General features: G+C 64.7%; 20 protein-coding genes, 1 tRNA gene and 1 pseudogene. 7 read left to right on the top strand and 15 right to left on the bottom strand.

All coding sequences use genetic code 11. The features are described 5' to 3' along the window. Positions 1–8: 8 nt before the first annotated feature. From AB4Y35_RS15530 to AB4Y35_RS15495, 8 genes are all read right to left on the bottom strand, one after another. Entirely contained in the window at positions 9–758 is a 750-nt protein-coding gene (locus AB4Y35_RS15530; RefSeq protein WP_368704992.1) for a MotA/TolQ/ExbB proton channel family protein, read from the bottom strand. 47 nt (positions 759–805) lie between these two features. Continuing rightward, positions 806–1,537: an energy transducer TonB gene (locus AB4Y35_RS15525; RefSeq protein ID WP_368704991.1), complete on the bottom strand. Its 732-nt coding sequence runs from the start codon at positions 1,535–1,537 to the stop codon at positions 806–808. A 288-nt stretch (positions 1,538–1,825) separates the two neighbouring features. Beyond that, positions 1,826–2,080 carry a bacterioferritin-associated ferredoxin gene (locus AB4Y35_RS15520; RefSeq protein WP_028208420.1) on the bottom strand — a complete coding sequence of 85 codons (255 nt, stop codon included), beginning with the start codon at positions 2,078–2,080 and terminating at the stop codon, positions 1,826–1,828. Between the two features lie 366 nt (positions 2,081–2,446). Then, positions 2,447–3,307, bottom strand: a complete 861-nt coding sequence (murI, locus tag AB4Y35_RS15515; protein ID WP_368704990.1) for a glutamate racemase — start codon at positions 3,305–3,307, stop codon at positions 2,447–2,449. Positions 3,308–3,377: 70 nt separating this feature from the next. Next, positions 3,378–3,857, bottom strand: a complete 480-nt coding sequence (bfr, locus tag AB4Y35_RS15510) for a bacterioferritin (RefSeq protein WP_110857464.1) — start codon at positions 3,855–3,857, stop codon at positions 3,378–3,380. A gap of 201 nt (positions 3,858–4,058) precedes the next feature. Continuing rightward, entirely contained in the window at positions 4,059–5,582 is a 1,524-nt protein-coding gene (locus tag AB4Y35_RS15505) for a fumarate hydratase (RefSeq protein ID WP_368704989.1), read from the bottom strand. 53 nt (positions 5,583–5,635) lie between these two features. Next, positions 5,636–6,280 carry a TIGR00645 family protein gene (locus AB4Y35_RS15500; protein ID WP_342921915.1) on the bottom strand — a complete coding sequence of 215 codons (645 nt, stop codon included), beginning with the start codon at positions 6,278–6,280 and terminating at the stop codon, positions 5,636–5,638. A gap of 203 nt (positions 6,281–6,483) precedes the next feature. Then, positions 6,484–7,380: a DMT family transporter gene (locus AB4Y35_RS15495; protein WP_368704988.1), complete on the bottom strand. Its 897-nt coding sequence runs from the start codon at positions 7,378–7,380 to the stop codon at positions 6,484–6,486. 337 nt (positions 7,381–7,717) lie between these two features. Between AB4Y35_RS15495 and acs the strand changes: the two genes are divergently transcribed. The 4 genes from acs to AB4Y35_RS15475 all read left to right on the top strand — a co-directional run bounded on the left by acs (position 7,718) and on the right by AB4Y35_RS15475 (position 12,935). After that, a complete protein-coding gene (gene acs, locus AB4Y35_RS15490; RefSeq protein ID WP_368704987.1) occupies positions 7,718–9,700 on the top strand; it encodes an acetate--CoA ligase in 1,983 nt (660 codons plus the stop codon). Positions 9,701–9,800: 100 nt separating this feature from the next. Beyond that, positions 9,801–10,166: a DUF4212 domain-containing protein gene (locus AB4Y35_RS15485; RefSeq protein ID WP_342921918.1), complete on the top strand. Its 366-nt coding sequence runs from the start codon at positions 9,801–9,803 to the stop codon at positions 10,164–10,166. Next, positions 10,163–12,181: a sodium:solute symporter family protein gene (locus AB4Y35_RS15480; RefSeq protein ID WP_368704986.1), complete on the top strand. Its 2,019-nt coding sequence runs from the start codon at positions 10,163–10,165 to the stop codon at positions 12,179–12,181. The genes AB4Y35_RS15485 and AB4Y35_RS15480 overlap by 4 nt, the downstream gene beginning before the upstream one ends. A gap of 391 nt (positions 12,182–12,572) precedes the next feature. Then, entirely contained in the window at positions 12,573–12,935 is a 363-nt protein-coding gene (locus AB4Y35_RS15475) for a hypothetical protein (protein ID WP_368686554.1), read from the top strand. Between the two features lie 114 nt (positions 12,936–13,049). Here AB4Y35_RS15475 and AB4Y35_RS15470 read toward each other — a convergent pair. Next, positions 13,050–13,140, bottom strand: a tRNA-Ser gene (locus AB4Y35_RS15470). A gap of 182 nt (positions 13,141–13,322) precedes the next feature. Here AB4Y35_RS15470 and AB4Y35_RS15465 point away from each other — a divergent pair. Both AB4Y35_RS15465 and AB4Y35_RS15460 read left to right on the top strand, forming a co-directional pair. Continuing rightward, positions 13,323–13,472 (top strand): annotated as a pseudogene (locus AB4Y35_RS15465) (porin); the annotation flags it as partial. 82 nt (positions 13,473–13,554) lie between these two features. Beyond that, positions 13,555–14,226 (top strand): nitroreductase, encoded by a 672-nt coding sequence (locus AB4Y35_RS15460; RefSeq protein WP_368704985.1) that lies wholly within the window; start codon positions 13,555–13,557, stop codon positions 14,224–14,226. A 36-nt stretch (positions 14,227–14,262) separates the two neighbouring features. On the opposite strand, the gene AB4Y35_RS15455 is transcribed toward AB4Y35_RS15460, so the two are convergent. Then, the gene (locus AB4Y35_RS15455; RefSeq protein ID WP_368704984.1) at positions 14,263–14,679 is read right to left on the bottom strand and encodes an HIT family protein; all 417 of its coding nucleotides are present in this window, start codon (positions 14,677–14,679) and stop codon (positions 14,263–14,265) included. Positions 14,680–14,912: 233 nt separating this feature from the next. On the opposite strand from AB4Y35_RS15455, the gene cfa reads away from it, so the two are divergent. Further along, positions 14,913–16,076 (top strand): cyclopropane fatty acyl phospholipid synthase, encoded by a 1,164-nt coding sequence (cfa, locus tag AB4Y35_RS15450; RefSeq protein WP_368694604.1) that lies wholly within the window; start codon positions 14,913–14,915, stop codon positions 16,074–16,076. Between the two features lie 67 nt (positions 16,077–16,143). On the opposite strand, the gene crcB is transcribed toward cfa, so the two are convergent. The 5 genes from crcB to AB4Y35_RS15425 form a co-directional block, all read right to left on the bottom strand. Beyond that, complete coding sequence (gene crcB, locus AB4Y35_RS15445; protein ID WP_368704983.1) at positions 16,144–16,524, bottom strand: fluoride efflux transporter CrcB; 381 nt, start codon at positions 16,522–16,524, stop codon at positions 16,144–16,146. Positions 16,525–16,705: 181 nt separating this feature from the next. Next, positions 16,706–17,452 carry an SDR family oxidoreductase gene (locus AB4Y35_RS15440; RefSeq protein WP_368704982.1) on the bottom strand — a complete coding sequence of 249 codons (747 nt, stop codon included), beginning with the start codon at positions 17,450–17,452 and terminating at the stop codon, positions 16,706–16,708. 123 nt (positions 17,453–17,575) lie between these two features. Next, positions 17,576–19,015 carry a phenylacetaldehyde dehydrogenase StyD gene (styD, locus tag AB4Y35_RS15435; RefSeq protein WP_368705415.1) on the bottom strand — a complete coding sequence of 480 codons (1,440 nt, stop codon included), beginning with the start codon at positions 19,013–19,015 and terminating at the stop codon, positions 17,576–17,578. An 88-nt stretch (positions 19,016–19,103) separates the two neighbouring features. Next, positions 19,104–20,084, bottom strand: coding sequence for a hypothetical protein (locus AB4Y35_RS15430; protein WP_368704981.1), 981 nt, complete (start codon positions 20,082–20,084; stop codon positions 19,104–19,106). Positions 20,085–20,091: 7 nt separating this feature from the next. Further along, entirely contained in the window at positions 20,092–22,074 is a 1,983-nt protein-coding gene (locus tag AB4Y35_RS15425; protein ID WP_368704980.1) for a primary-amine oxidase, read from the bottom strand. Positions 22,075–22,265 lie beyond the last annotated feature (191 nt).

Here is a 22,265-nt window from a genome sequence, read left to right as displayed (position 1 = left end):
TCCGCTCTTTAGTGGCTGCGCGCAGCGACACGCAGGTTGCTCGTGTTGCTGCCTTCCTTCGCGCCGCCACGTGCGGTCGAGGTGAGGCGCGCGCCCGTCACGAAGAAGGCATGCAGGCCGTGCGCGAAGCGGTTGAGCTTCGTGACGATCGCCTTGTTGGCGCGGGTGAGGGCGTTGTAGCCGAGCACGGCGGGAATCGCGACAAAGAGGCCGAAGGCCGTCATGATGAGCGCTTCGCCAACCGGGCCGGCCACGGCGTCGATCGAGGTTTGACCCGTCGCGCCGATCGTAAGCAGTGCGTGATAGATGCCCCACACCGTGCCGAACAGGCCGACGAACGGCGCCGTGCTGCCGATCGAGGCGAGAATGGCGAGGCCGCTTTGCATCTTCGCGACCGATTCGTCCATCGTGTCCTTGAGGCAGCGCGTGACCCAGTCCGACACGTCCATGCGGTCGTGCAGATGCGGCTGCGTCTGGTGATGGTGGTCGGCGGCTTCCTGGCCCGACAGCGCAAGTGCGAGGAACGGGTTGTCTTCACGCGAGCCGCTGCCGAGCTTCTTCACGCCGTCGGCGAGATCGTCCGAGTGCCAGAACTGCTGCTCGGCGTTCTTCGTGAGGCGTTTGAGGCGCGCGACATTCCAGCCCTTCACGACGATCACGCACCACGACAGCACCGACATGATCAACAGCGCGAGCGCGATGCCGCGTGTCACGAAATCCCCTTGCGCCCAGACGTGGGCGATACCGTAGTTCTGCATTCCTGATCCTCTTTATTCAATTCATGAAAGCGTGTGGCTTCAGCCCGTCAATTATTCAGGCTGAACTCGAATGGTTGCGTATAGGCCGCGCGGACGGCTTCGCCGTTTTCCAGGTACGGCTTGCACGAGCTCTGGCGCATCGCGTCGAGCGCGGCGTCGTCGAGGCGGCTGGAGCCGCTCGACTTCTTCAGCTCGATGTTCTCGATCTTGCCCGTGAGGCCCACGACGAAGTGCACGAATGCCGTGCCGGTTTCGCCGCGCCGGCGCGAGAGCGTCGGGTAGTCGGGCTGCACGATGCGGCAGTCGAGGTGCGAGACGTTCTTCGGCGCCGAGAGCGCCATGGTCGGCTTCGCGTCCGTGGCCGCCGCGGCTTGCGGAGCGGGCGCGGGCGGCGTGGGAGCCGGCGGCGTAGGCGCAGTGGGCGCGGCCGACTCGATCGCGTGCTGCGAGGGCGCTTCGGCCACGGGCAGCGGAGTGGGCTTGGGCTTGGGCTGGACCTTCGGCTTCTCGCGCGTCACGTGCGGGACCGGCTTGGGCGGAGGCGGCGTGGGCGTGGACTGGATTGCAGCCGGGGCGGAGACCGGCTCGGGCTTGAGCAGTTCGGCCATCATCGTCTGCGACTGGAGCGCGACGGGCGTCACGGGTTCGCGCTTCATCAGCACGACGGCGATGAGCGCGGCATGCAGCGCGACCACGATCGCGCTCGCCGTGACGACACGGCGATTGACGCGAACGGAGGGAGTCGGCAGCGTGCCAGCGGTGGTTTGGAAAGCCTGCATGTTTAGCGTGGCTGCCATGCGGACGACGGCGCGCAGGCGAACCTACGCGTCGTGTCGGGCAGCTTTATTTGCGAAAGATCAACAGCGAGATGCACAACGTCGTTACGAATCCGAGCAGCAGTTCCATCACGACCTCCTTTGAGGGGTACGAGCGGTAGCTGGCTGGTCGGGAGACGGGCTTGCTGTCGGCGGCGATTTGACGTCCGCGGCGCGTGGCGCCTGAGGCGCCTTTGGCTAAACGGGCGGACGGGGCGGACGCGCATCGGTGGCCGGATGCGCGTCATGGCTTCAGGCAGCCTTGCGCTCGTAAAACGTGAGCGGAACCGCATGGGGGACCACGGCGGGGTGCGCCGGTTGCGTGACCCCGCAGCGGCTCGCACAGACACCGCTTTGCGCCATCACGTCACGAACGGATTCTTCGCACTTGCCGCAGCAGGTCGCGACGCCGAGCTCGAACTGCAGCTCGTCGAAAGAATCCATGCCTTCCTGAATGGAGGCGCGGATCGTCCGGTCGGAGACGGATTTGCAAACGCAGACAATCATGATGGACCGCAATAGAGAGAGTTAATGCGAATTATTATCATTATGTTTGCTGGGTTTGGCAAGCGCGTAGGCGGATTTTTTGTAACATAACCGGAGGCCTAGCAGGGGTTTTGCTTTGCGTCAGGAAAAGGCGAGCCAGGGTGGGGCGCTCGTCAAGGCGTTTGGTGAGCCGCCTAGAGCTTATCCGTTGCGTTACTGTCGGCAGGGTGGCGCATTGCCGCGGGAGCCCACCAGGGGACTTCTGGCAGGAGCGAGGCTCAACGAGGCGGGTGAGTCAGATGGGTAGAAACGGGGTTGAAACGTGAACGCCAGGGCGAGGCGCGAATCGCGAACCTCGCATCGCGCGCGGCGTGTGGCGCCGGCGCGTCAGGCCGCGTTCGCTTCCAGTTGCCGCGTGCGGCGCGAGGGGATGACCACGCGCTCGACGTTGGCGTTCAGACCCAGCAGCGCGGCCGCCAGTTCGCGCAGGTGTGCGCCGTCGCTCGTCGAGCAGAAGCGAATCTCGTCGCTGCCCGCGCCGGCCGGCTCGCCGCTCGCGCGCAGGCCGTGCTGGTCGAGCACGCGTTCGAGCTGCCGGGCGATGGCGACGCTCGTGTCGACGAGCGTCATGCGTTCGCCGACGATCGAGCGGATCGCCGCGTCGAGAAACGGGTAGTGCGTGCAGCCGAGCACGAGCGTGTCCGCGCCCGCGTCGAGCATGGGCTCGACGTATGCGCGCAGCAGCGCGAGCAATTCGGCTGAACCGATGTCGCAGCGCTCCACGGCTTCCACGAGGCCATGGCCCGGCTGGCACAGCACGCGCAGGTCGGCCGCGTGGCGCTCCACGAGCGCCTGAAAGCGCGCGCTGCGCAGCGTGACCTGGGTGGCGAGGACGCCCGCCACGCGCGATTTCGAGACCAGTGCCGCCGGTTTGATCCCCGGCTCCACCCCGATGAGCGGGATGGAGAGCCGCTCGCGCACGAGCGCAATGGATTGCGCCGTGGCCGTGTTGCAGGCCACCACCAGCGCCTTCGCGCCCTGCGCCACGAGCCATTCGCAGATCGCGAGCGTGCGGTCGGCGATGAAGTCGTCGTCGCGCTGGCCGTAGGGGGCGTAGCGCGAGTCGGCGGCATACACGAGCCGCTCGGCGGGCAACAGCGCGCGCACGGCGCGCAGCACCGACAGGCCGCCGAGGCCGGAGTCGAAGATGCCGATGGGCGCAGCGCTGGAAGAGGCCGGAAGGTTCACGGGGATGGGCGCAAAAGGGTTGGGGCGCACCCGCAAGGCGGACGGACGCGCGCGGGCGCGAGGCGCGCGATCAGGATTCTACCGAACCCATGGCCGACTGCTGGTAATTCTGGATGCCGATCTTGCCGATGAGGTCGATCTGCGTTTCGAGCCAGTCGATGTGCTCTTCGGTGTCTTCGAGAATCGTCACGAAAATCTCGCGCGAAACGAAGTCGCGTACCGATTCGCAATAAACAATCGCTTCCTTGCAGGTGGACTGTGAAATTTGTTCGAGCTTCAAATCGCACTCGAGAATTTCCTTGGTTTCTTCGCCAATCAGCAGCTTATGCAGGTCCTGGAGGTTCGGCAGACCGTCGAGCATGAAAATACGCTCGATGAGCATATCGGCATGCTTCATTTCACCGATCGATTCGTCATATTCATGCTTGCCGAGTTTCTCGAGGCCCCAGTGCTTGTACATGCGGGCATGCAGGAAATACTGATTGATAGCCGTGAGCTCGTTCTTGAGCTGCGCGTTCAGATATTCGATGACCTTCTTGTCGCCTTGCATAGTCTTTCCTTTCTTTGTGGGGCGGTGACTGGTTTCCAACAATAAACGCTCAATACACAAAAGCCAAGGCCGAATCCACATTGAATTGCGGTAAATATCGGCGATTTACTCAGTGCTGAGAATTAATCTCAGTACGCCTCGCGTGACGCAAAAAAAACCGGGGCGCGCGGCCCCGGTTTTTAAACAGGCATCAGGCAGGCATCAAACCGTGGCGACCGGAATCTTGCCAATCTTCGCCTGCCATTCGGCAGGGCCGGTCTTGTGGACCGAGGTGCCCGACGAATCGACGGCGACCGTCACCGGCATGTCCTGCACGTCGAACTCGTAGATGGCTTCCATGCCGAGGTCTTCGAACGCGAGGACCTTCGAGCCGCGGATCGCCTTCGACACGAGGTAAGCCGCACCGCCCACCGCCATCAGGTAAGCCGCCTTGTGCTTCTTGATCGCCTCGATGGCGACCGGGCCGCGCTCGGCCTTGCCGACCATCGAGATGAGGCCCGTTTGCGAGAGCATCAGCTCCGTGAACTTGTCCATGCGCGTAGCGGTGGTGGGACCAGCCGGGCCAACCACTTCGTCGCGCACCGGATCGACCGGGCCGACGTAGTAGATCACGCGGTTCTTGAAGTCCACCGGCAGCTTCTCGCCCTTGGCGAGCATGTCGGCGATGCGCTTGTGCGCGGCGTCGCGGCCCGTGAGCATCTTGCCCGAGAGCAGCAGCGTCTGGCCCGGCTTCCACGAAGCGACTTCTTCCGGCGTGAGCGTGTTGAGGTCGACGCGCTTGCTCGTTTCCGTGTTCGGTTCCCAGTTGACCTTCGGCCATGCGTCGAGCGAGGGCGCTTCGAGCTTCGCCGGGCCCGAGCCGTCGAGCACGAAGTGCGCGTGGCGCGTGGCGGCGCAGTTCGGGATCATCGCGACGGGCTTCGAAGCCGCGTGCGTGGCCGTGGCCATGATCTTGACGTCGAGCACGGTGGCGAGGCCGCCCAGACCCTGCGCGCCGATGCCGAGCGCGTTGACCTTCTCGTGCAGTTCCACACGCAGTTCTTCGACCCAGTCCTTCGGACCGCGCTTGATGATCTCCTGGATGTCGATCGACTCCATGAGCGATTCCTTCGCCATCAGCATCGCCTTCTCGGCGGTGCCGCCGATGCCGATGCCGAGCATGCCCGGCGGGCACCAGCCCGCGCCCATCGTCGGCACGGTCTTGAGCACCCAGTCGACGATCGAGTCGGACGGGTTCAGCATCACGAACTTCGACTTGTTCTCCGAGCCGCCGCCCTTCGCTGCAACCTGCACGTCGACCTTGTCGCCCGGCACGATCTCGTAATGGATCACGGCAGGCGTATTGTCCTTCGTGTTCTTGCGGCCGCCTTCGGGCGGGTTCACGATCGAGGCGCGCAGCACGTTGTCCGGGTTCAGGTAACCGCGGCGCACGCCCTCGTTGATCATGTCGGTCACGCCCATCGTGGCGCCGTCCCAACGCACGTCCATGCCGACCTTCACGAAGATCGTGACGATGCCGGTGTCCTGGCAGATGGGGCGCTTGCCCTCGGCGCACATGCGGCTGTTGGTGAGGATCTGCGCGATCGCGTCCTTCGCGGCCGGGCTCTCTTCGAGTTCGTAGGCGCGGCCCAGCGCCTCGATGTAGTCCTGCGGATGGTAGTAGCTGATGTATTGCAGCGAATCCGCAATGCTCTGGATGAGGTCTTCCTGTTTGATGACGGTCATGGCTAGCTTCTGTGGGGACGGGTGTTTTGAATAATGTCTGCCGTGTGCGCGGTTCAGTCGGACTCGGCGTGCTCGGGAACCGCTCGACGCGCCGCGGCCTGCCCGCCTGGCACCGGATGGCGGGCGGCGAGCTCCTGGTAGTGTTCGGGGTGCGTATGCGTGGTGATGCGGTCGATCCACGCCATCACGAGCGCGGAGACGAGGAACGCCACGTGGATGATCACCTGCCACATCACCGTATGCGTCGAGGCGGCATCGGGATTGATGAAGGTTTTGAGCAGATGGATCGACGAAATGCTGATGAGCGCCATGGCGAGCTTCACCTTGAGCACGCCAGCGTTCACGTGGTCGAGCCATTCGGGCTCGTCGGGATGGCCCTCGAGATTCAGGCGCGAGACGAAGGTCTCGTAGCCGCCCACGATCACCATGATGAGCAGGTTCGAGATCATCACCACGTCGATCAGGCCGAGCACGGCCAGCATGATGCTGGTTTCGTCGAGCGTGGTGGCGTGGCTCACGAGGTGCCAGACCTCCTTGAGGAACAGCACGCAGTACACGGCTTGCGCGACGATCAGACCCAGATAGAGCGGCACCTGCAGCCAGCGGCTCATGAAGATGATGCTGGGCAACGGACGCATGCGGCGACGGGCTTTACCCGGTGCGGCGGCGGAAGGCGGCTGGGGGCGTGCGGCGGACATGGGCAATCACGGTGGCGAATTCGGGCGGGGCTGCCTAAGTGGGGCTGCCTAAGTGGGGCTGCCTTGAGCGCAGCCGTCTGGTTGGGGCCAGAAGGCGCGTGAGGGGCCGGGCGGGCGCTATTGTACAGCGTCGCAGGACGGGCTCGCCGGGATTCCGGCAGCACCGCCCGCGCCCCGATACTTTCAACCTGATTACGGAATGGTCACGAGGCCACCGGCGGCAGGCGCTTCATCTTGAGGCTCGCGAGCCCGATGCCGGCCACCACGCAGGCGAGCGCAATGCCGTGCGCGGGGGTGGGGCGCTCGCCAAGAAACGCGATGCCATACACGGCCGCCGCCACCGGCAGCACGGCCGTGAACACGCCGGCGATGCTGCCCGGCACGTGGCGAATGCCCATCATCCAGAGACAGAACGAGAACACGCTCGCCGAAAGCCCGTACCAGAGCGCGAGCCACCAGATGCCCGCGGGCACGCTCGAGAAATCGAACGACAGTGCGCCGGACAGCCCCACGGGCAGCATCAGCAGAAAGCCGAACAGATGTGTGTATGCGCAGATATCGAGCGGCGCGAGCGTTTGAGTGAGACGGCGCGACAGGATCACATAGAGCGATTCGCAGCACACCGCGCCGAGCACCATCAGGTTGCCGATCAACGAACTGGCGCCGGTGTCGCCGTTGCCGCCCACGTGCGCGAGATTGATGACCGCGATGCCCGCAATGGCGAGCACGATGGAAGCGAGCGCGCGTGCGTCGGGGCGCTCGCGCAGGAAGAGCCAGGAGAAGAGGGCGACCACGGCGGGGATCGTGCTCGTGATGACGCCGGCCGCGACCGCGCTCGTGCGATGCACGCCGCCGAGCATCAGCAGCGTAAACCCGAATGTCCCAAACAGCGCCTGAAGGAACAGATTGATCCATTCGCCGCGCTTCACCTGTTGCATTCTGGAGCGTCGCAGGAGCGGACCGAGCACCGCGAGAGCGATCACGAAGCGCAGCAGCGCGAAGAGTGGTATGGGAATGAAGGCGACAATCGACTTGCCGATGCCGACGTTGCTGCCCACGAGCAGCATCGAGGCAATGAGAAACAGGGAATAGCGATTCAAGCTGGAATCCGGGTGCGCAGTTCAGTTAGCATTCTAAATGTCTGCTTACTTGCGTGCCATGGCGCGCTGCTTGCATGGTCTGCATGGGCGCGCGTAAGTGGCCGGTAAGTTGCTACGCTTAATCTTGCCGGCATGGGTAGTTTGCGAAGATCGCGCACGATCGTGCCTGTATCGCGCGCCCATGCATGCCGGGATGCCACAATGGCGGCTCCCGGCGCAAGCCAATAGCGCCGTGCCCGCATGCGGGCGGCGGCGCACGGAGACGGCACGCACGGGCATTGAAGATGCTCATGCGTGTCCACGAATTTGACGTTTCATCTTCACCAAGGGGTTGTCGATGTCTGCGATTGAATCGGTTCTTCAGGAACGCCGCGTCTTTGCGCCTTCCGAGCAAACGGTGGCGGGCGCCACGGTGTCCGGCATGGACGCATACAAGGCGCTGTGCGCCGAAGCCGAACGCGATTACGAAGGCTTCTGGGCGCGCCTCGCGCGCGAAACCCTGAGCTGGCAAAAGCCCTTCACGAAGGTGCTCGACGAATCGAAGGCGCCGTTCTACACGTGGTTCGAAGACGGCGAACTCAATGCCTCGTACAACAGCCTCGACCGCCACGTCGAAGCGGGCAATGGCGAGCGCGTCGCGATCGTCTTCGAAGCCGACGACGGCACCGTCACGAACGTCACCTACAAGGACCTGCTCGCGCGCGTGTCGCGCTTCGCCAATGCGCTGCAGAAACGCGGCGTGAAGAAGGGCGATCGCGTGGTCATCTACATGCCGATGTCGGTGGAAGGCGTGGTCGCCATGCAGGCTTGCGCGCGCATCGGCGCGACGCATTCGGTCGTGTTCGGCGGCTTCTCGTCGAAGTCGCTCAACGAACGCATGGTCGACGTGGGCGCGGTCGCGCTCATCACCGCCGACGAACAGATGCGCGGCGGCAAGGCGCTGCCGCTAAAGAACATCGCCGACGAAGCGCTCGCCATGGGCGGCTGCGAAGCGGTGCACAGCGTGATCGTCTACAAGCGTACGGGCGGCAAGGTCGCCTGGCACGAAGGCCGCGACCAGTGGATGCACGAACTTTCGGCGGCCGAGAGCGATACGTGCGCGCCGGTGCCGGTAGGCGCGGAACATCCGCTCTTCATCCTCTACACGTCGGGCTCGACGGGCAAGCCGAAGGGCGTGCAGCACAGCACGGGCGGCTACCTGTTGTGGGCCGCGCAAACGATGAAGTGGACCTTCGATCACAAGCCCTCGGACGTGTTCTGGTGCACGGCCGACATCGGCTGGATCACGGGCCACAGTTATATCGCCTATGGTCCGCTCACGATCGGCGCAACCCAGGTCGTGTTCGAAGGCGTGCCCACGTACCCGAACGCGGGCCGCTTCTGGGACATGATCGCCAAGCACAAGGTCACGGTGTTCTACACCGCGCCCACGGCGATCCGCTCGCTCATCAAGGCATCCGAAGCCGACGCGAAGGTGCATCCGAAGAGCTACGACCTTTCTTCGCTGCGCATTCTCGGCACGGTCGGCGAGCCGATCAATCCCGAAGCGTGGATGTGGTACTACGAAAACGTGGGCGGCAAGCGCTGCCCGATCGTCGACACGTGGTGGCAAACCGAAACCGGCGGCCACATGATCACGCCGCTGCCGGGCGCGACGCCGCTCGTGCCGGGTTCGTGCACGCTGCCGCTGCCGGGCATCATGGCCGCGATCGTCGACGAAACCGGCCAGGACGTGCCGAACGGGCAGGGCGGCATTCTCGTCGTGAAGCGTCCGTGGCCCGCGATGATCCGCAACGTCTGGGGACAACCCGAGCGCTACAAGTCGGGCTATTTCCCCGAGGAACTCGGCGGCAAGCTGTATCTGGCCGGCGACGGCAGCGTGCGCGACAAGGACACGGGCTACTTCACGATCATGGGCCGGATCGACGACGTGCTGAACGTCTCGGGCCACCGCCTCGGCACGATGGAGATCGAGTCGGCGCTGGTGGCGAACCCGCTCGTGGCCGAAGCCGCCGTGGTGGGCCGCCCCGACGACACCACCGGCGAAGCCGTGGTGGCGTTCGTGGTGCTCAAGGCCACGCGTCCGCAGGGCGACGAGGCCGTGAAGCTCGCCAACGATCTGCGCGCCTGGGTGGGCAAGGAGATCGGGCCGATCGCCAAGCCCCGCGACATCCGCTTCGGCGAGAACCTGCCGAAGACGCGCTCGGGCAAGATCATGCGCCGTCTGCTGCGCTCGCTCGCGAAGGGCGAGGCGATCACGCAGGACGTTTCCACGCTGGAAAACCCGGCGATTCTGGACCAGCTCGGCGAATCGCTCTAAACGCCGAGGTTCGCGCGGCGCCTTGGCTGGCGCCGCGCGCCGCATCGATCCCCGCATTGCCCCGGATTGCCGGCCATACGCGTTTTTGCTACACAGGCGCATGGCCGCGCCACACACTACTCCGCAGAACAATCTCAATCCCTTGCCCGAGCCGCCCCCGGTGAGCGAGGCGATGGCGCGCGCGCATCGGCGCTACTGGCGCTTCAATCTCGCGCTGATCGCCGTGCTGATGACGATCGGCTTCCTCGTCTCGTTCGTTGCGCCGCTCTTTGCGCGGCAGCTCGCCGGCCTGCGCTTCGCGGGCTTCAGCCTGCCGTTCTACCTCGGCGCACAGGGCGCGATCCTGCTCTACGTGCTGCTCGTCGCGATCTATATCGTGCTGATGCAGCGCGCCGACCGCGTGCTGCAAGCCGCGCTCGAAGCCGACATCGCCATTCGCGAAGCCAGCAAGGCACAGCAACGATGAGGCTTGCGCACCGGCTCATACGCTCCTACGCGTTGTACACGCTCGGCTTTCTCGCCTTCGTCTATGTGATGTGGCGGATCGAGCTTTCCACCGGCCCCGGCATGTGGATCGGCTATGTGTTCCTGTTCGTGCCGATCGCGGTCTACGCGGTGATCGGGCTGCTTTCGCGCACCTCGGACCTCGTCGAATACTACGTGGCGGGGCGGCGCGTGCCGTCGTTCTTCAACGGCATGGCGACGGCCGCCGACTGGCTTTCCGCCGCGTCGTTCATCGGCCTTGCGGGTTCGCTCTACGCGAGTGGCTACGACGGCCTCGCTTACCTGATGGGCTGGACGGGCGGCTACTGCCTCGTCGCCTTCCTGCTCGCGCCGTATGTGCGCAAGCTCGCCCGCTACACGATTCCCGACTTCCTCGGCACGCGCTTCTCGAGCAACCTCGTGCGTGCGCTCGCCGTGCTCGCGACCATCCTCTGCTCGTTCGTCTATCTCGTCGCGCAGATCCAGGGCGTGGGGCTGATCGCCACGCGCTTCATCGGCGTGGATTTCGCCATCGGCATTTTCTGCGGGCTGGCGGGCATTCTCGTGTGTTCGTTTCTCGGCGGCATGCGCGCCGTGACGTGGACGCAGGTCGCGCAATACATCATTCTCATCGCGGCCATCCTGATTCCGGTTTCGCTGATCGCGCACCGCGACGGCCTCGGCTGGCTGCCGCAAGTCGATTACGGCAACGTGATGCAGCGCGTGGAAGCGCTCGAGCACGACGTGCGCGGCGCGAGTGCCGAAGCCACCGTGCGCGACGCCTACCGCGAGCGCGCGGCGCAATGGCAGACGCGCCTCGACACGCTGCCGCAGTCGTACGTCGCGGAGAAGACGCACCTCGTCGAATCGCTCGCGAACCTGCGCCGCCACAACGGCCCGCTGCGCGATATCGATTCGCTCGAGCGTGAATTGAACGCCTTTCCGCGCGACGTGGACGCTGCGCGCATGGTGTGGACGCGCCAGCGCGACGACCTGCTCGAGCGCGCCACGCCGCCCGTGCCGATGAACGAACCGTTTCCCGCCGCCGACGATGCCGAGCGACGCCTTCATCAACGCAACTTCCTTTCGCTGCTCCTGTGCCTTTCGCTTGGCACGGCGAGCCTGCCGCACATCCTCACGCGCTACAACACGACGACCTCGGTGGCCTCGGCGCGGCGCTCGGTGGGCTGGACGCTCTTTTTCGTCGCGCTGTTCTATCTGACCGTGCCGGTGCTCGCGGTGCTGATCAAGTTCGAGATCCTCACGCATCTGATGGGGCAGCGCTTCGACGATCTGCCGCAGTGGGTCATGCAGTGGCGGCGCGTCGAGCCGTACCTCATCAGCATTGCGGATGTGAACGGCGACGGCGTGGTGCGCTGGAGTGACATCCAGATGCAGCCCGACATGGTCGTGCTCGCGGCACCGGAAATCGCGGGGCTGCCGTACGTGATGTCGGGGCTCATCGCCTCAGGTGCGCTCGCGGCCGCGCTTTCGACTGCGGACGGCCTGCTGCTCACCATCTCGAACGTGCTTTCGCACGACGTGTACTACCACATGGTCGATCCGAGCGCGTCGAGCCAACGGCGCGTGACGATGTCGAAGATCCTGCTGCTCGGCGTGGCGCTGTTTGCCTCGTATGTGGCGTCGCTCAACGCGGGCAACATTCTGTTTCTGGTGGGGGCGGCGTTTTCGCTGGCGGCGTCGAGTCTTTTTCCCGTGCTCGTGCTTGGCGTGTTCTGGAAGCGCACGACGCGTCTGGGCGCCGTGGCCGGCATGATTGCGGGCCTGACCGTGTGCGTCTATTACATCGTCTCCACGTACCCGTTCTTTACGCAGCTCACGGGCTTCGCGGGCCCGCGATGGTTCGGCATCGAACCCATCAGCTCGGGCGTGTTCGGTGTGCCCGCTGGCTTTCTCGTGGCGATCGGCGTGAGTCTGCTCGATCGCAAGCCGGACGCGTATACGCTCGCGCTGGTGGACTATATCCGCCACCCGTGAGGGTGGGGACCTGATTGCCGGTGTGCGGTCGAGCACTTAAAAAACGGGCGGGCGAGGCGATACTGAAGTCCTCTCGTTCCCGCGCCGGTCCTCGAAGCAGTACGCGGGAATTCGGCGTCGGGCTGCGGCCCGACGTCCTTTTCTCTTGCCTGATCTGGTCGATTCGGACTTCCTTCCAACGTTGAGTGTTCAACGACCGGCGGCGCTGCTGTTCTCATTGCGCCCATCAAGTCATCCGCTTTTTGTCCGATAACCAGCGGGAGCGTGCGACGCACGCATGTCCGGCGCATCCAGTAGATCGCCTTCGCGGCTACGGTACAATTTCGCGCGCCGCCGGCTGGGACTCGCGGTGAATCGAGCCAGAAAAATAGGCGTTTTCTCGGGGAAGTCATTGAAGCGCATTGCACTCAGCCTGATCATTGTCGGCGCCTTTGCGGCGCCCGCCGCTTTTGCCAAATGCTGGGGCAACGACGCCTTCCAGAACTGCGTCGACGAATCGGGCAATTCGTACACGGTGCAGCGCTTCGGCAACACGTCTACGGTCAACGGGTATCAGCAAAAGCTGCCGGGAGAGGCCTGGGAGCAGACCGGCGCATCCATTGGCGACACGACGTTCATCACGGGGCAGGCCGCCGATGGGTCGACGTGGACCGAGACGATCACGAACTACGGCAACGGCACAAGAACGATCTCGGGGATGGATGGGAAGGGGCTCGTGTACAACAAGTATTGCACGGTGAGTGGGTGTAATTGAGGGCGTCTGGACGTGCCTCGCGCACGTTGTTCCCTCTCGGGCGGGCTATTTGACGGGCTTGAAAAACAAAAACCCCGTAAGCCATTGAGCTTACGGGGTTTCGGCGTTTCGTTCTGGCGGAGAGAGGGGGATTCGAACCCCCGATAGGCTATTAACCTATACACGCTTTCCAGGCGTGCGACTTAAACCGCTCATCCATCTCTCCGGCGGGACGCGAATTATAGCAGACTCCGCGCGCCGGGGGAAAGCGCCCGCGCGGCGCCTGGCACGATCTGCGCTTGGCAAAGTCTCCGGCGCCGCTCAAGCAACGCAGAAATCGTTCGTTCCCCGCTTGCCGGGCATTCCGTAACGTTGTCGCACCGGCCTTGCAGCCGCCTCGCAAGGACCGCGCTCGCCGGCTACCAGAAGGCGAGCGGCCACACGCTCGACGCGAAGGGTTCGAGTGTCGTTGCGCAGGCATCGATCGGCGACTTCGGCGTGAGTTCGGGCGCCGACAATCAGGCGCTCGTCGTAGTGGGGATCCGACACAAGTTCTGACGCCAACGCGGACCTATGTGGCGTCGGCAGCCGCACGGGGGATCGCCGATAATGCTTCGTCGATCCCCCGAGGAGAATCTGCTTGAAGGTCAGCGAAGCCGTCACCAGCCGCAAGTCCGTGCGCCAGTTTTTGCCCGATCCGGTGGACCCCGCCATCATGCGCCGCGTGCTCGATACCGCTGCGCGCGCGCCCTCGGGCGGCAATCTGCAGCCGTGGCATGTCCATGTCGTGGGCGGCGAATCGCTCGCGAAGCTCAAGTCGATCATGGCCGATCGCATTGCGCAGGCGCCGGCGGGCGAGCCGATGGAGTACGACGTGTATCCACGCGAGCTGGGTTCGCCGTATCGCGAACGTCGTTATCAGGTGGGCGAGGATCTTTACCGCAGCATCGATGTGGCGCGCGAGGACCGGCCCGGCCGGCTACGGCAATTCGCGCGCAACTACGCGTTTTTCGATGCGCCGCTCGCGCTCTTTTGCAGCGTGGATCGTCAGATGGGGCCGCCGCAATGGGCCGACCTCGGCATGTTCCTGCAGACGGTGATGCTGCTCCTGCGCGAAGCCGGCCTGCATAGCTGCGCGCAGGAATGCTGGGCGCGCTACGCGCAGAGCGTTGGCGAGTTTCTCGCCTTGCCGCGCGAACGCATGGTGTTCTGCGGCATGGCGATCGGTCACGAAGACGCGGACGCGCCCATCAACCAGTGGCGCTCGGCGCGCGTCCCGCTCGACGAATTCGTGCAATTCGACGGCATTTAAATCCTATGAATAACTAACGTTAGCAATACACATTGCTTACAGTGCGGCGCGAATGCGCGCGGCCAGCGCTTCGAGCTGCGCCATGTCGGCCATTTCGCGCGCATGCGGACGCAGCTCTTCACCCGCGCGGCGCGGAATCAGGTGAAAGTGCACGTGCGGTACGGTCTGCCCGGCGGCGGCGCCGTTGAACTGCGCGATCAACAGGCCTTCGGGTGCAAGCACCTTGCGCACCGCGACCGCCATCTTCTGCACCGTCGCCATCGCGGCGGCGCCGGCTTCCAGCGAAAGCTCATAGATGAACTCGGCGCCTTCCTTCGGCAGCACGAGCAGATGGCCTTCGGATTGCGGCATGACGTCCATGATCGCGAGCGTCGCGTCGTCCTCGTACACCTTGATGCAGGGTGCTTCGCCGCGCAGGATGCGCGCGAAGATGTTCTTGTCGTCGTAGGCCATGGTCAGTCTCTCCAGTTCGGGCGCGCCGTTTGCTCGCGCAGGGGCGATGGGTTTCGTCGAGTTTGCGATTATGGCCCGCCCCGTATGGCCTGTGCGTGTTCCTGCACAATTTTTGAAGTAGGTGCATCATAGAGTTTCTCGCAGCGCGCGCGACGACGAATGTCTTGATTGCAACCTCTTGAATGGCATCGGAGCAAGGTACCAAGGACCCGCTCCGACCGCATGGAGCACGTATGGCAACGACTGATCTCGAAGCAGCTCAACCCGTTCGTGAGGCCACCGTTTCGGGGGCCTGGCGGTTCATAGCCCAGCTATTGGCGCGCGCTGACGTGAAGTTCAACGGCACCCGGCCGTGGGACATGCGCATCCACGATCCGCAGTTGCCCGAGCGCGTATTGGCGCTAGGCAACCTGGGCCTCGGCGAGGCCTACATGGACGGCCAGTGGGACTGCGAGCAGCTCGACGAATTCTTCGCGCATGTGTTGCGCGCGCATCTAGATGACCAGATCGATCCCTCCCGTCTCGTCTTCTACGCGCTCAAGGCGCGCCTCATGAACCGCCAGACCGTGCGCCGGGCATGGAAGGTGGGCCAGCAGCACTACGATATCGGCAACGAGTTCTACGAGGCGATGCTCGACAAGAACATGGCCTATACCTGCGGCTACTGGTCGGGCGGCGCGAAGACGCTCGACGAGGCGCAGGACGCCAAGCTCGATCTCATCTGCCGCAAGCTGGGCCTGAAGCCCGGCATGCGCCTGCTCGACATCGGCTGCGGGTGGGGCAGCCTCATGAAGTTCGCGGCCGAACACTATGGCGTGTCGTGCGTGGGCGTGACGATCTCGAAGGAGCAGGCCGCGCTCGGCGCCGAGCGCTGCAAGGATCTGCCCGTCGAATTCCGCCTGCAGGACTACCGGTTGCTCGACGAGAAGTTCGACCGCATTGCGAGCGTGGGCATGTTCGAGCACGTAGGCCCGAAGAACTATCGCACCTATATGGAAGTCGCGCAGCGGTGTCTTGTCGACGACGGTCTGTTCGTACTGCACACCATTGGCAAGAACCGCCGCGACACCACGCCCGATCCGTGGATCGACAAATACATCTTCCCGAACGGCGAGCTGCCGACCATCGGCCAGATCGCCGACGCTTCTGGCGGCCTCTTCGTGGCCGAAGACCTGCATAACTTCGGCGCCGACTATGACCGCACGCTGATGGCGTGGCACGCAAATTTCGAGGCCGCGTGGCCGCGTTTCAAGGCGCAGATGGGCGAGCGGTTCTACCGCATGTGGCGTTACTACCTGCTTTCGTGCGCCGGGGCGTTCCGTGCGCGCGACATCCAGCTGTGGCAGTGGGTGTTTTCGAAGAACGGTTTGCTGGGCGGCTATCGGCGTCCTGCCTGATCTTCCCGTCGCCTCACCGATGCGGCCGCGTTGCGCGAATGGCGAACGCGGTCGTTTTCGTTGCCGATCAGCGAATCAGTGCCGAGACCGTTGCGATGCCAAGGATCGTCATGACGACCGAGGCGCACACGTGAATCGCGATCTCGCCCGCGGCCCAGCCGAAACGCCCGTGCTGCAGATGCGAAACGACTTCAGCGGAGAAGGTCGAAAACGTGGAGAGGCCGCCCATGAGCCCGGTAATGACGAAGAGGCGCCATTCGGCGGAGAGCTGGGGCATGCGCCCGAAGTAGGCGACCGCGACGCCGATCACATAGCCCGCGATGATGTTCGACGCTAGCGTGCCGAGCGGCAGTTCAGGGTAGAGGGCATTCAGGCGTATCCCGAGAACCCAGCGCAGCAGCGAACCGAGCGCGCCGCCAAGGCCGACGGCGAAGATGGACAAATACATGGTCTGGAGTGGTTGAGGGCGCAATATGAGCCGGTGCGCCATGCGCCGACGGCCCTGTCTGTCTACCGTTTTCGAGCACGGAGTGTAGCACCGGCCGGGACCGGCGGTTTCACGCCACGGCGGCTTGTCCTCAGACCACGTCCTGCCCGGGTTCAGACGCGAACCCACGCCGGGCGGCGCGTCAGACGATCCCGCCGTTCGCGCGCAGCACCTGGCCGTTGACCCAGCCTCCGTCCGGGCCCGCGAGGAACGACACGACACTCGCAATGTCGTCGGGTTGCCCGAGACGCTGCAGCGGCGGCATGTTCGCGAAATGCTGGACCTGCTCTTCGGTTTTGCCGCTGAGGAACAACTCTGTCGCCACCGGCCCCGGCGCAACCGCGTTCACGCAGATCGAGCGGCCGCGCAGTTCGCGTGCGAACACGCGCGTGATCGTCTCCACGGCCGCCTTACTCGCCGTATAGAGCGCGTAACCGGGCAGATTCATCGCGAGCACGGAGGTCGAGAAGTTGATTATGCGGCCGCCGTCCGCGAGCTTCGTCGCCGCTTCGCGCAGCGTGTTGAGCGTGCCGCGCACGTTGATGTCGAAGGTTTCGTCGTAGATCGCGTCGGTCGAGTCGGCAACCGTGACCGTCTTCATGATGCCCGCGTTGTTCACGAGCAGCGTGGGCTGGCCCAGCGCTTCGGCGGTGGTTGCGAAGAGGCGGCACACCTCGTCGGCCTTCGCGATGTTCGCTTGCACGGCGACGGCGCGCCCGCCGCCCGCCGCGATCTTCGCGACGAGCGCCTCGGCTTCCGCGCTGCGCGAAGCGTAGTTGATGACGACGGCGTAACCGTCGCGCGCGAGACGTTCGGCAATGGCGGCGCCGATGCCGCGCGAGGCGCCCGTGATGATGGCGACGCCGCGCGAATTCGTGGATGCATTCATGATCGGAGTCCTTCTCGCGAGTGGTGAGAACGGGCTCGATCATGGACGAAACCGCAGCGGCGATCATTGCGCGCCGCCGGGTTTCATCATTCCATTTCGATTAACAATGCTGCAGGGCGGCGCTCAGTAGGCGATGCAGACGGATTTCGTCTCCGTGTACGCGTCGATGATCGCGCGGCCGTGCTCGCGGCCGATGCCCGAGGCCTTGAACCCGCCGAAGGGCAGCGCCGGATCGACCATGTTGTGCGTGTTCACCCATACCGTGCCGGCCTGCACGCCATCCACCACGCGCAGCGCGCGGTCGAGCTGGTTGGTCCAGACGCTCGCGCCCAGACCGTACTCCGAAGCATTCGCCGCCGCGACGGCTTCTTCGACGTCGTCATACGGCATGGCGACGAGCACCGGCCCGAACACTTCTTCGCGCACGACGGTAAGCGGCTTGTTGGCCGCGTTCGCAATCACTGTGGGCTCGATAAAGAAGCCGGGGCGATTGCCGTCCCCGCCGCCTGCCACGATCTCGCCGCCTTCGGCGCGTCCCTGCGCGATCATGCCGGCGACCTTGGCGCGATGGCGTGCCGAAACGAGCGGGCCCATCTGCGTGGCCGTGTCGAAACCCGAGCCGAGCACGGTTGCGCGCGCAACCTGTGCAATGCCGTCGACGATCTCATCAAAACGCGCGCGCGGCAGATACAGGCGCGAGCCTGCCGTACAGACCTGGCCGTGATTGAAGAAGATTGCGCCGGCAGCGCCTTCGATCGCGCGCTGCGGATCGCAGTCGTCGAGCACGATCACGGGACTCTTGCCGCCCAGTTCGAGCGAGACGCGCTTGAGGTCGCTTGCGCATTGCTTGCCGATGATGCGGCCCACTTCGGTCGAGCCCGTGAAGGTGACCTTGTCGACCTGTGCATGGCGCACGAGTGCGGCGCCCGCCGTTTCGCCCTGGCCCGTGACGACATTGAACACGCCCGGCGGAAAGCCGGCTTCGTGCGCGAGTTCGGCGAGGCGGATGGCGGTGAGTGGCGTTTCCTCGGCGGGCTTGAGCACCACGGTGCAGCCGCAGGCGAGCGCGGGCGCGATTTTCCAGACCGCCATCAGCAGCGGAAAATTCCACGGCACGATCGCGGCGACTACGCCCGCGGGCACGCGCCGCGTGGAGGCGTTGTAGCGCACGCCGGGCGGGAACGCGAGCGAGAGCTCCACGGTGCTGCCCTCGATCTTGGTCGCCCAGCCGGCCATATAGCGCAGCCATTGCACGCTGCCGGCCACTTCGAGCATCTTCGAGAAGCCGAGCAGTTTGCCCTGGTTGAGCGTTTCGAGCGCGGCGAGTTCGTCGCCGTGCTGCTCGACGAGGTCGGCCAGCTTGAGCAGCAGGCGCTCGCGCGCGGCGGGCGGCATGCGCCGCCACGTGTCGGCTTCGAATGCGCGGCGCGCGGCGGTGACGGCGGCGTCGATGTCGGCGTCGCTGGCGTCGGGCACCTGCGCGATCTCCGCGCCCGTGGCGGGGTTGAATACGGCAAACGTGCGGCCGTTGCCGCTTTCGCTAAAACGTCCGTCGACGAACATCTGCGTGCGGATCGTGTGCGTGAAGTCATGGCGGTCCATTCCGTCTCCTGATTTCGGTAGTAATGCGTACGTTTATTCGGTGAGTGTCTCAGCGTAATTCGATTGCGTTGCCCGCAGCGAGTGCGGCTGAAGCAGGGTAGGGCGCGCGCGTACGGAATCGGCGTGGCGTCGCGAATGCGTATGCGCATGCAAGATTGAGCGTGCCGCCAATGAGGAACAGCGCGTAAAAGCCTTGTCCAAAGCCCCATGACGTGGTGGCGAACGCCGCGCCTGCCAGCATGCCCGCGTGATGGGCGAGGCCGGGACAGCCGGCGCCCGACGCGCGCGACGCTCGCCCACCGCGCATGAGCGTGGGGAGCGTCAGATAGTCGAGCACAGCGAATGCAGGGGCAGCGAGCGCGGCCCACGGTGCGAGGCAATCGAACGTGAGCGCGGCGAGCAGCGCGCCGCGCAACACGAAGAGCGCGAGCAGCGCGCGCCGGTAATCGACGCGATCGGCGAGCCAGCCTGCGAGACCCACCATTGCGAGTGACGTCACGACCTGCGTCACGGACATCGCGGCGCCGCCGCAGAGCGCGAAAAACTGGAAGCGCGCGAGCACGCCGCTCGACAGGCCCGCAAGCAGCGCGGGTGCGATCAGCAGCATGCCGTTGCGCGATGCCGGCGCGATGGTATGCGTATGCACCGATCTTGCCGCGCTATCACGCGTGCGCCGCAAGTGCATGCACCCAGCGGCGAGCAGGACGATGCCGCCCAGGATGAGCGGCGTCGGCGCGGACGTTGCTCCTGCGTGAGCACCGGCGCCCATTGCCGCCATCGTGAGTACGAGTGCGCTCGCGATCGGCACGGTGGCACGCGTGGCGAAGCCGCGCGCGAGCGTGCCCGGGATCAGCGCCATCGCAAGCAAGGCAAGCGCGCTCGCGGCGAATGCGGTGAACGGCGCGCCGGCCTGCATTGCCGCGATCATGACGCCTCCCACAAGCGCGCTCGCGCCACCGGTGATCGACGCCCAGACACACAGCAGGCGCGCGGCGTGCATCACAGCGAGGCGGCGCTTACGCGGCATCATCGCGTGCTCACTGCTTGCTGTGGCAGCACGATTTTGCTTCGGGCGCGTCTGCGCCGTCCTGCACGCTGTGCGGATCGCGCCCGCCCGGCAGGTCCATCGCGGGATTGCCATAGAAGAAGTTGTTGGGCTTGAGCATGAAGCCCGCATACTCCACCGGCATCACGGGGAAATCCTCGGGTTTGCACACGTGCGTGTGGCCGAAGCTGTGCCACAGCACGATGTCCTCGTTCTCCACGTTGCGGTTCGCCTCGATATAGCGCGGCAGGCCGTCGCCGCCCGCGTGCTGGTTCGGGTAGTCGCCGCTCGCGTAGCGCTGCGTCGTGTCGTACGGCGTGACCCATACGTGGCGCGTGGCGAAGCCGCCGCGCTGGCGCACCTTCGAGTTGGGATCGGCGAGCATGAGCGGCGAGTCGTTGATGATGAGCTTGTAGCCCGGATTCGCGCCGACGCGGTTCTTCACGTTCGGGTTCACCACTTTCCAGAAGCGCCCCGTCTGACCGTTGGCGTTACGCGCCGCTTCCTGCTCCGTCTTGAGCACGCGCCTGGTCGTATCGAACACGTTGCCGTACGGATTCTCCGCACCCATCGCACGCGGCACGAATTCGTGCTCGGTGACGGCGTTCTTCTCGCCGTCCACCATCATGTGCAGGCGCGCGTTGAAGAAGTGCTGATGCGTCGGGCCGCCGAGGTTTTCGGTGACCATCCCGCCCCACGGGTACGTGTCGCCATCAGCCACCGCCGAGGTCTGGATGATGCCCGTGAGCTTGCATTCGAGCTGGATCGTGCCGTCCTGATAGAAGTACCAGTAGAAGCCGTAGTCGTAGTTGCCCACGGTCGCGAAGAACGAGATCACGAGGCGGCGCGAGCGGCGCATCTCGAACACGCCGTTACGGAACTCGTAGTGCTTCCAGAGCGTGCCGTAATCTTCTTCGTGCAGACACACGGCGTTCTTCATGGCGAAGCCGTTGCCGAAGTCGTCGGCGGAGGGGATGTCGAAATAGCGGATCGTGCCGAGGCAGTCGCAGCCCAGCTCGAGCTGGTTCGCGAGCTTGCCGAGTCCGTATTCGCCCGCATCGAACGCACTTTTCCAGTAGTGGTTCGTGGTGGGGTCCGAGTAGGGTACGCACATCTCGGTCACGCTCGCGCGGTAGACGATCGGGCGCGGCGCGCTCTTGCCGTCGTCCCACGTGATCTGATGCAGCACGAGCCCTTCGCGCGGCGTGAAGCCCACGCGGAATTTCCAGTTCTGCCAACTAACCTGCCAGCCGTCTATCGTGAAGCTCGGGCCTTCGGGCTGGTTGATCGAGAGCGGCTTGACGGTGGTGCGCGGCTCGCCGAGGCTCGGCGTGTCGTAGTTGTGTTTCGCGCGCGGAATGGGGATGATGCGGCCGTCGTCGATCAGCTCGATCACCTTGTGGGCGAGCAGGTCTACCACGGCGACGACACCTTCGATGGGGTGCGCGTAACCGTTGTCGGTCAGGGACTCGCGGTAGTAGCTCACACAGCGCACGAGGCGGCGGCCATTCTCGTTCGGGCGGTCGAACGCGCCGGCGGAGAACGGATCGACCTGCACGCGCTCGAGTTCGTCTTCGGTGAGGCCGCGCTTTTTCACGGCCTCGCGCCATGCCGTGTCTTCCTTGACGATGCGCTCCGCATTCATGAAGTCTTCGATCATCACGGGCGGCTGGCCATAGGGCGCGTTCTGCAAGGCGAGCGCCTTGCGCGATTCCACTTTCTTCTCGCGCAGGTCCACGACGAATTCGAGCGTCTGGCTGCGGGTGCGATCGATCGCGATGACGAAGGCGCGGCGCGAGTAGTAATCGCCGTGCTTGTATGCGAGCACTTCCGCCTTGGGCGGCTCGCGCAATTCGGTGACAGGAAAACGCCCATATTCATCGAGCTGCTCGGCGGCTTTCACGATGTCACAGGCAAGCTGCATTTCGGCGAGGCTCAACGGGTCGAGCGGATGCGCGTTCAGATTCGTGTTCATAAGCATTTCGTAAGGAAGACGTTGGGCGCAACAGGGCATGGGACGGTATGAAGAATCCGCATTCGTCTCGTGCGATGTCGATGGGTGAATCGTAGAAACGCCGTATTTTTTTCGCGCTTGCAAAGCGCGCCAAAGGGGCGATAGAGTGCGCCAGAGAAGATCGATGGTTAATACCGTCGACGCATACAGGC

This window comes from Paraburkholderia sp. EG286A, from assembly GCF_040965375.1.
Classification (GTDB): Bacteria; Pseudomonadota; Gammaproteobacteria; order Burkholderiales; family Burkholderiaceae; genus Paraburkholderia.
This window is presented reverse-complemented; position numbering and strand designations above follow the sequence as displayed.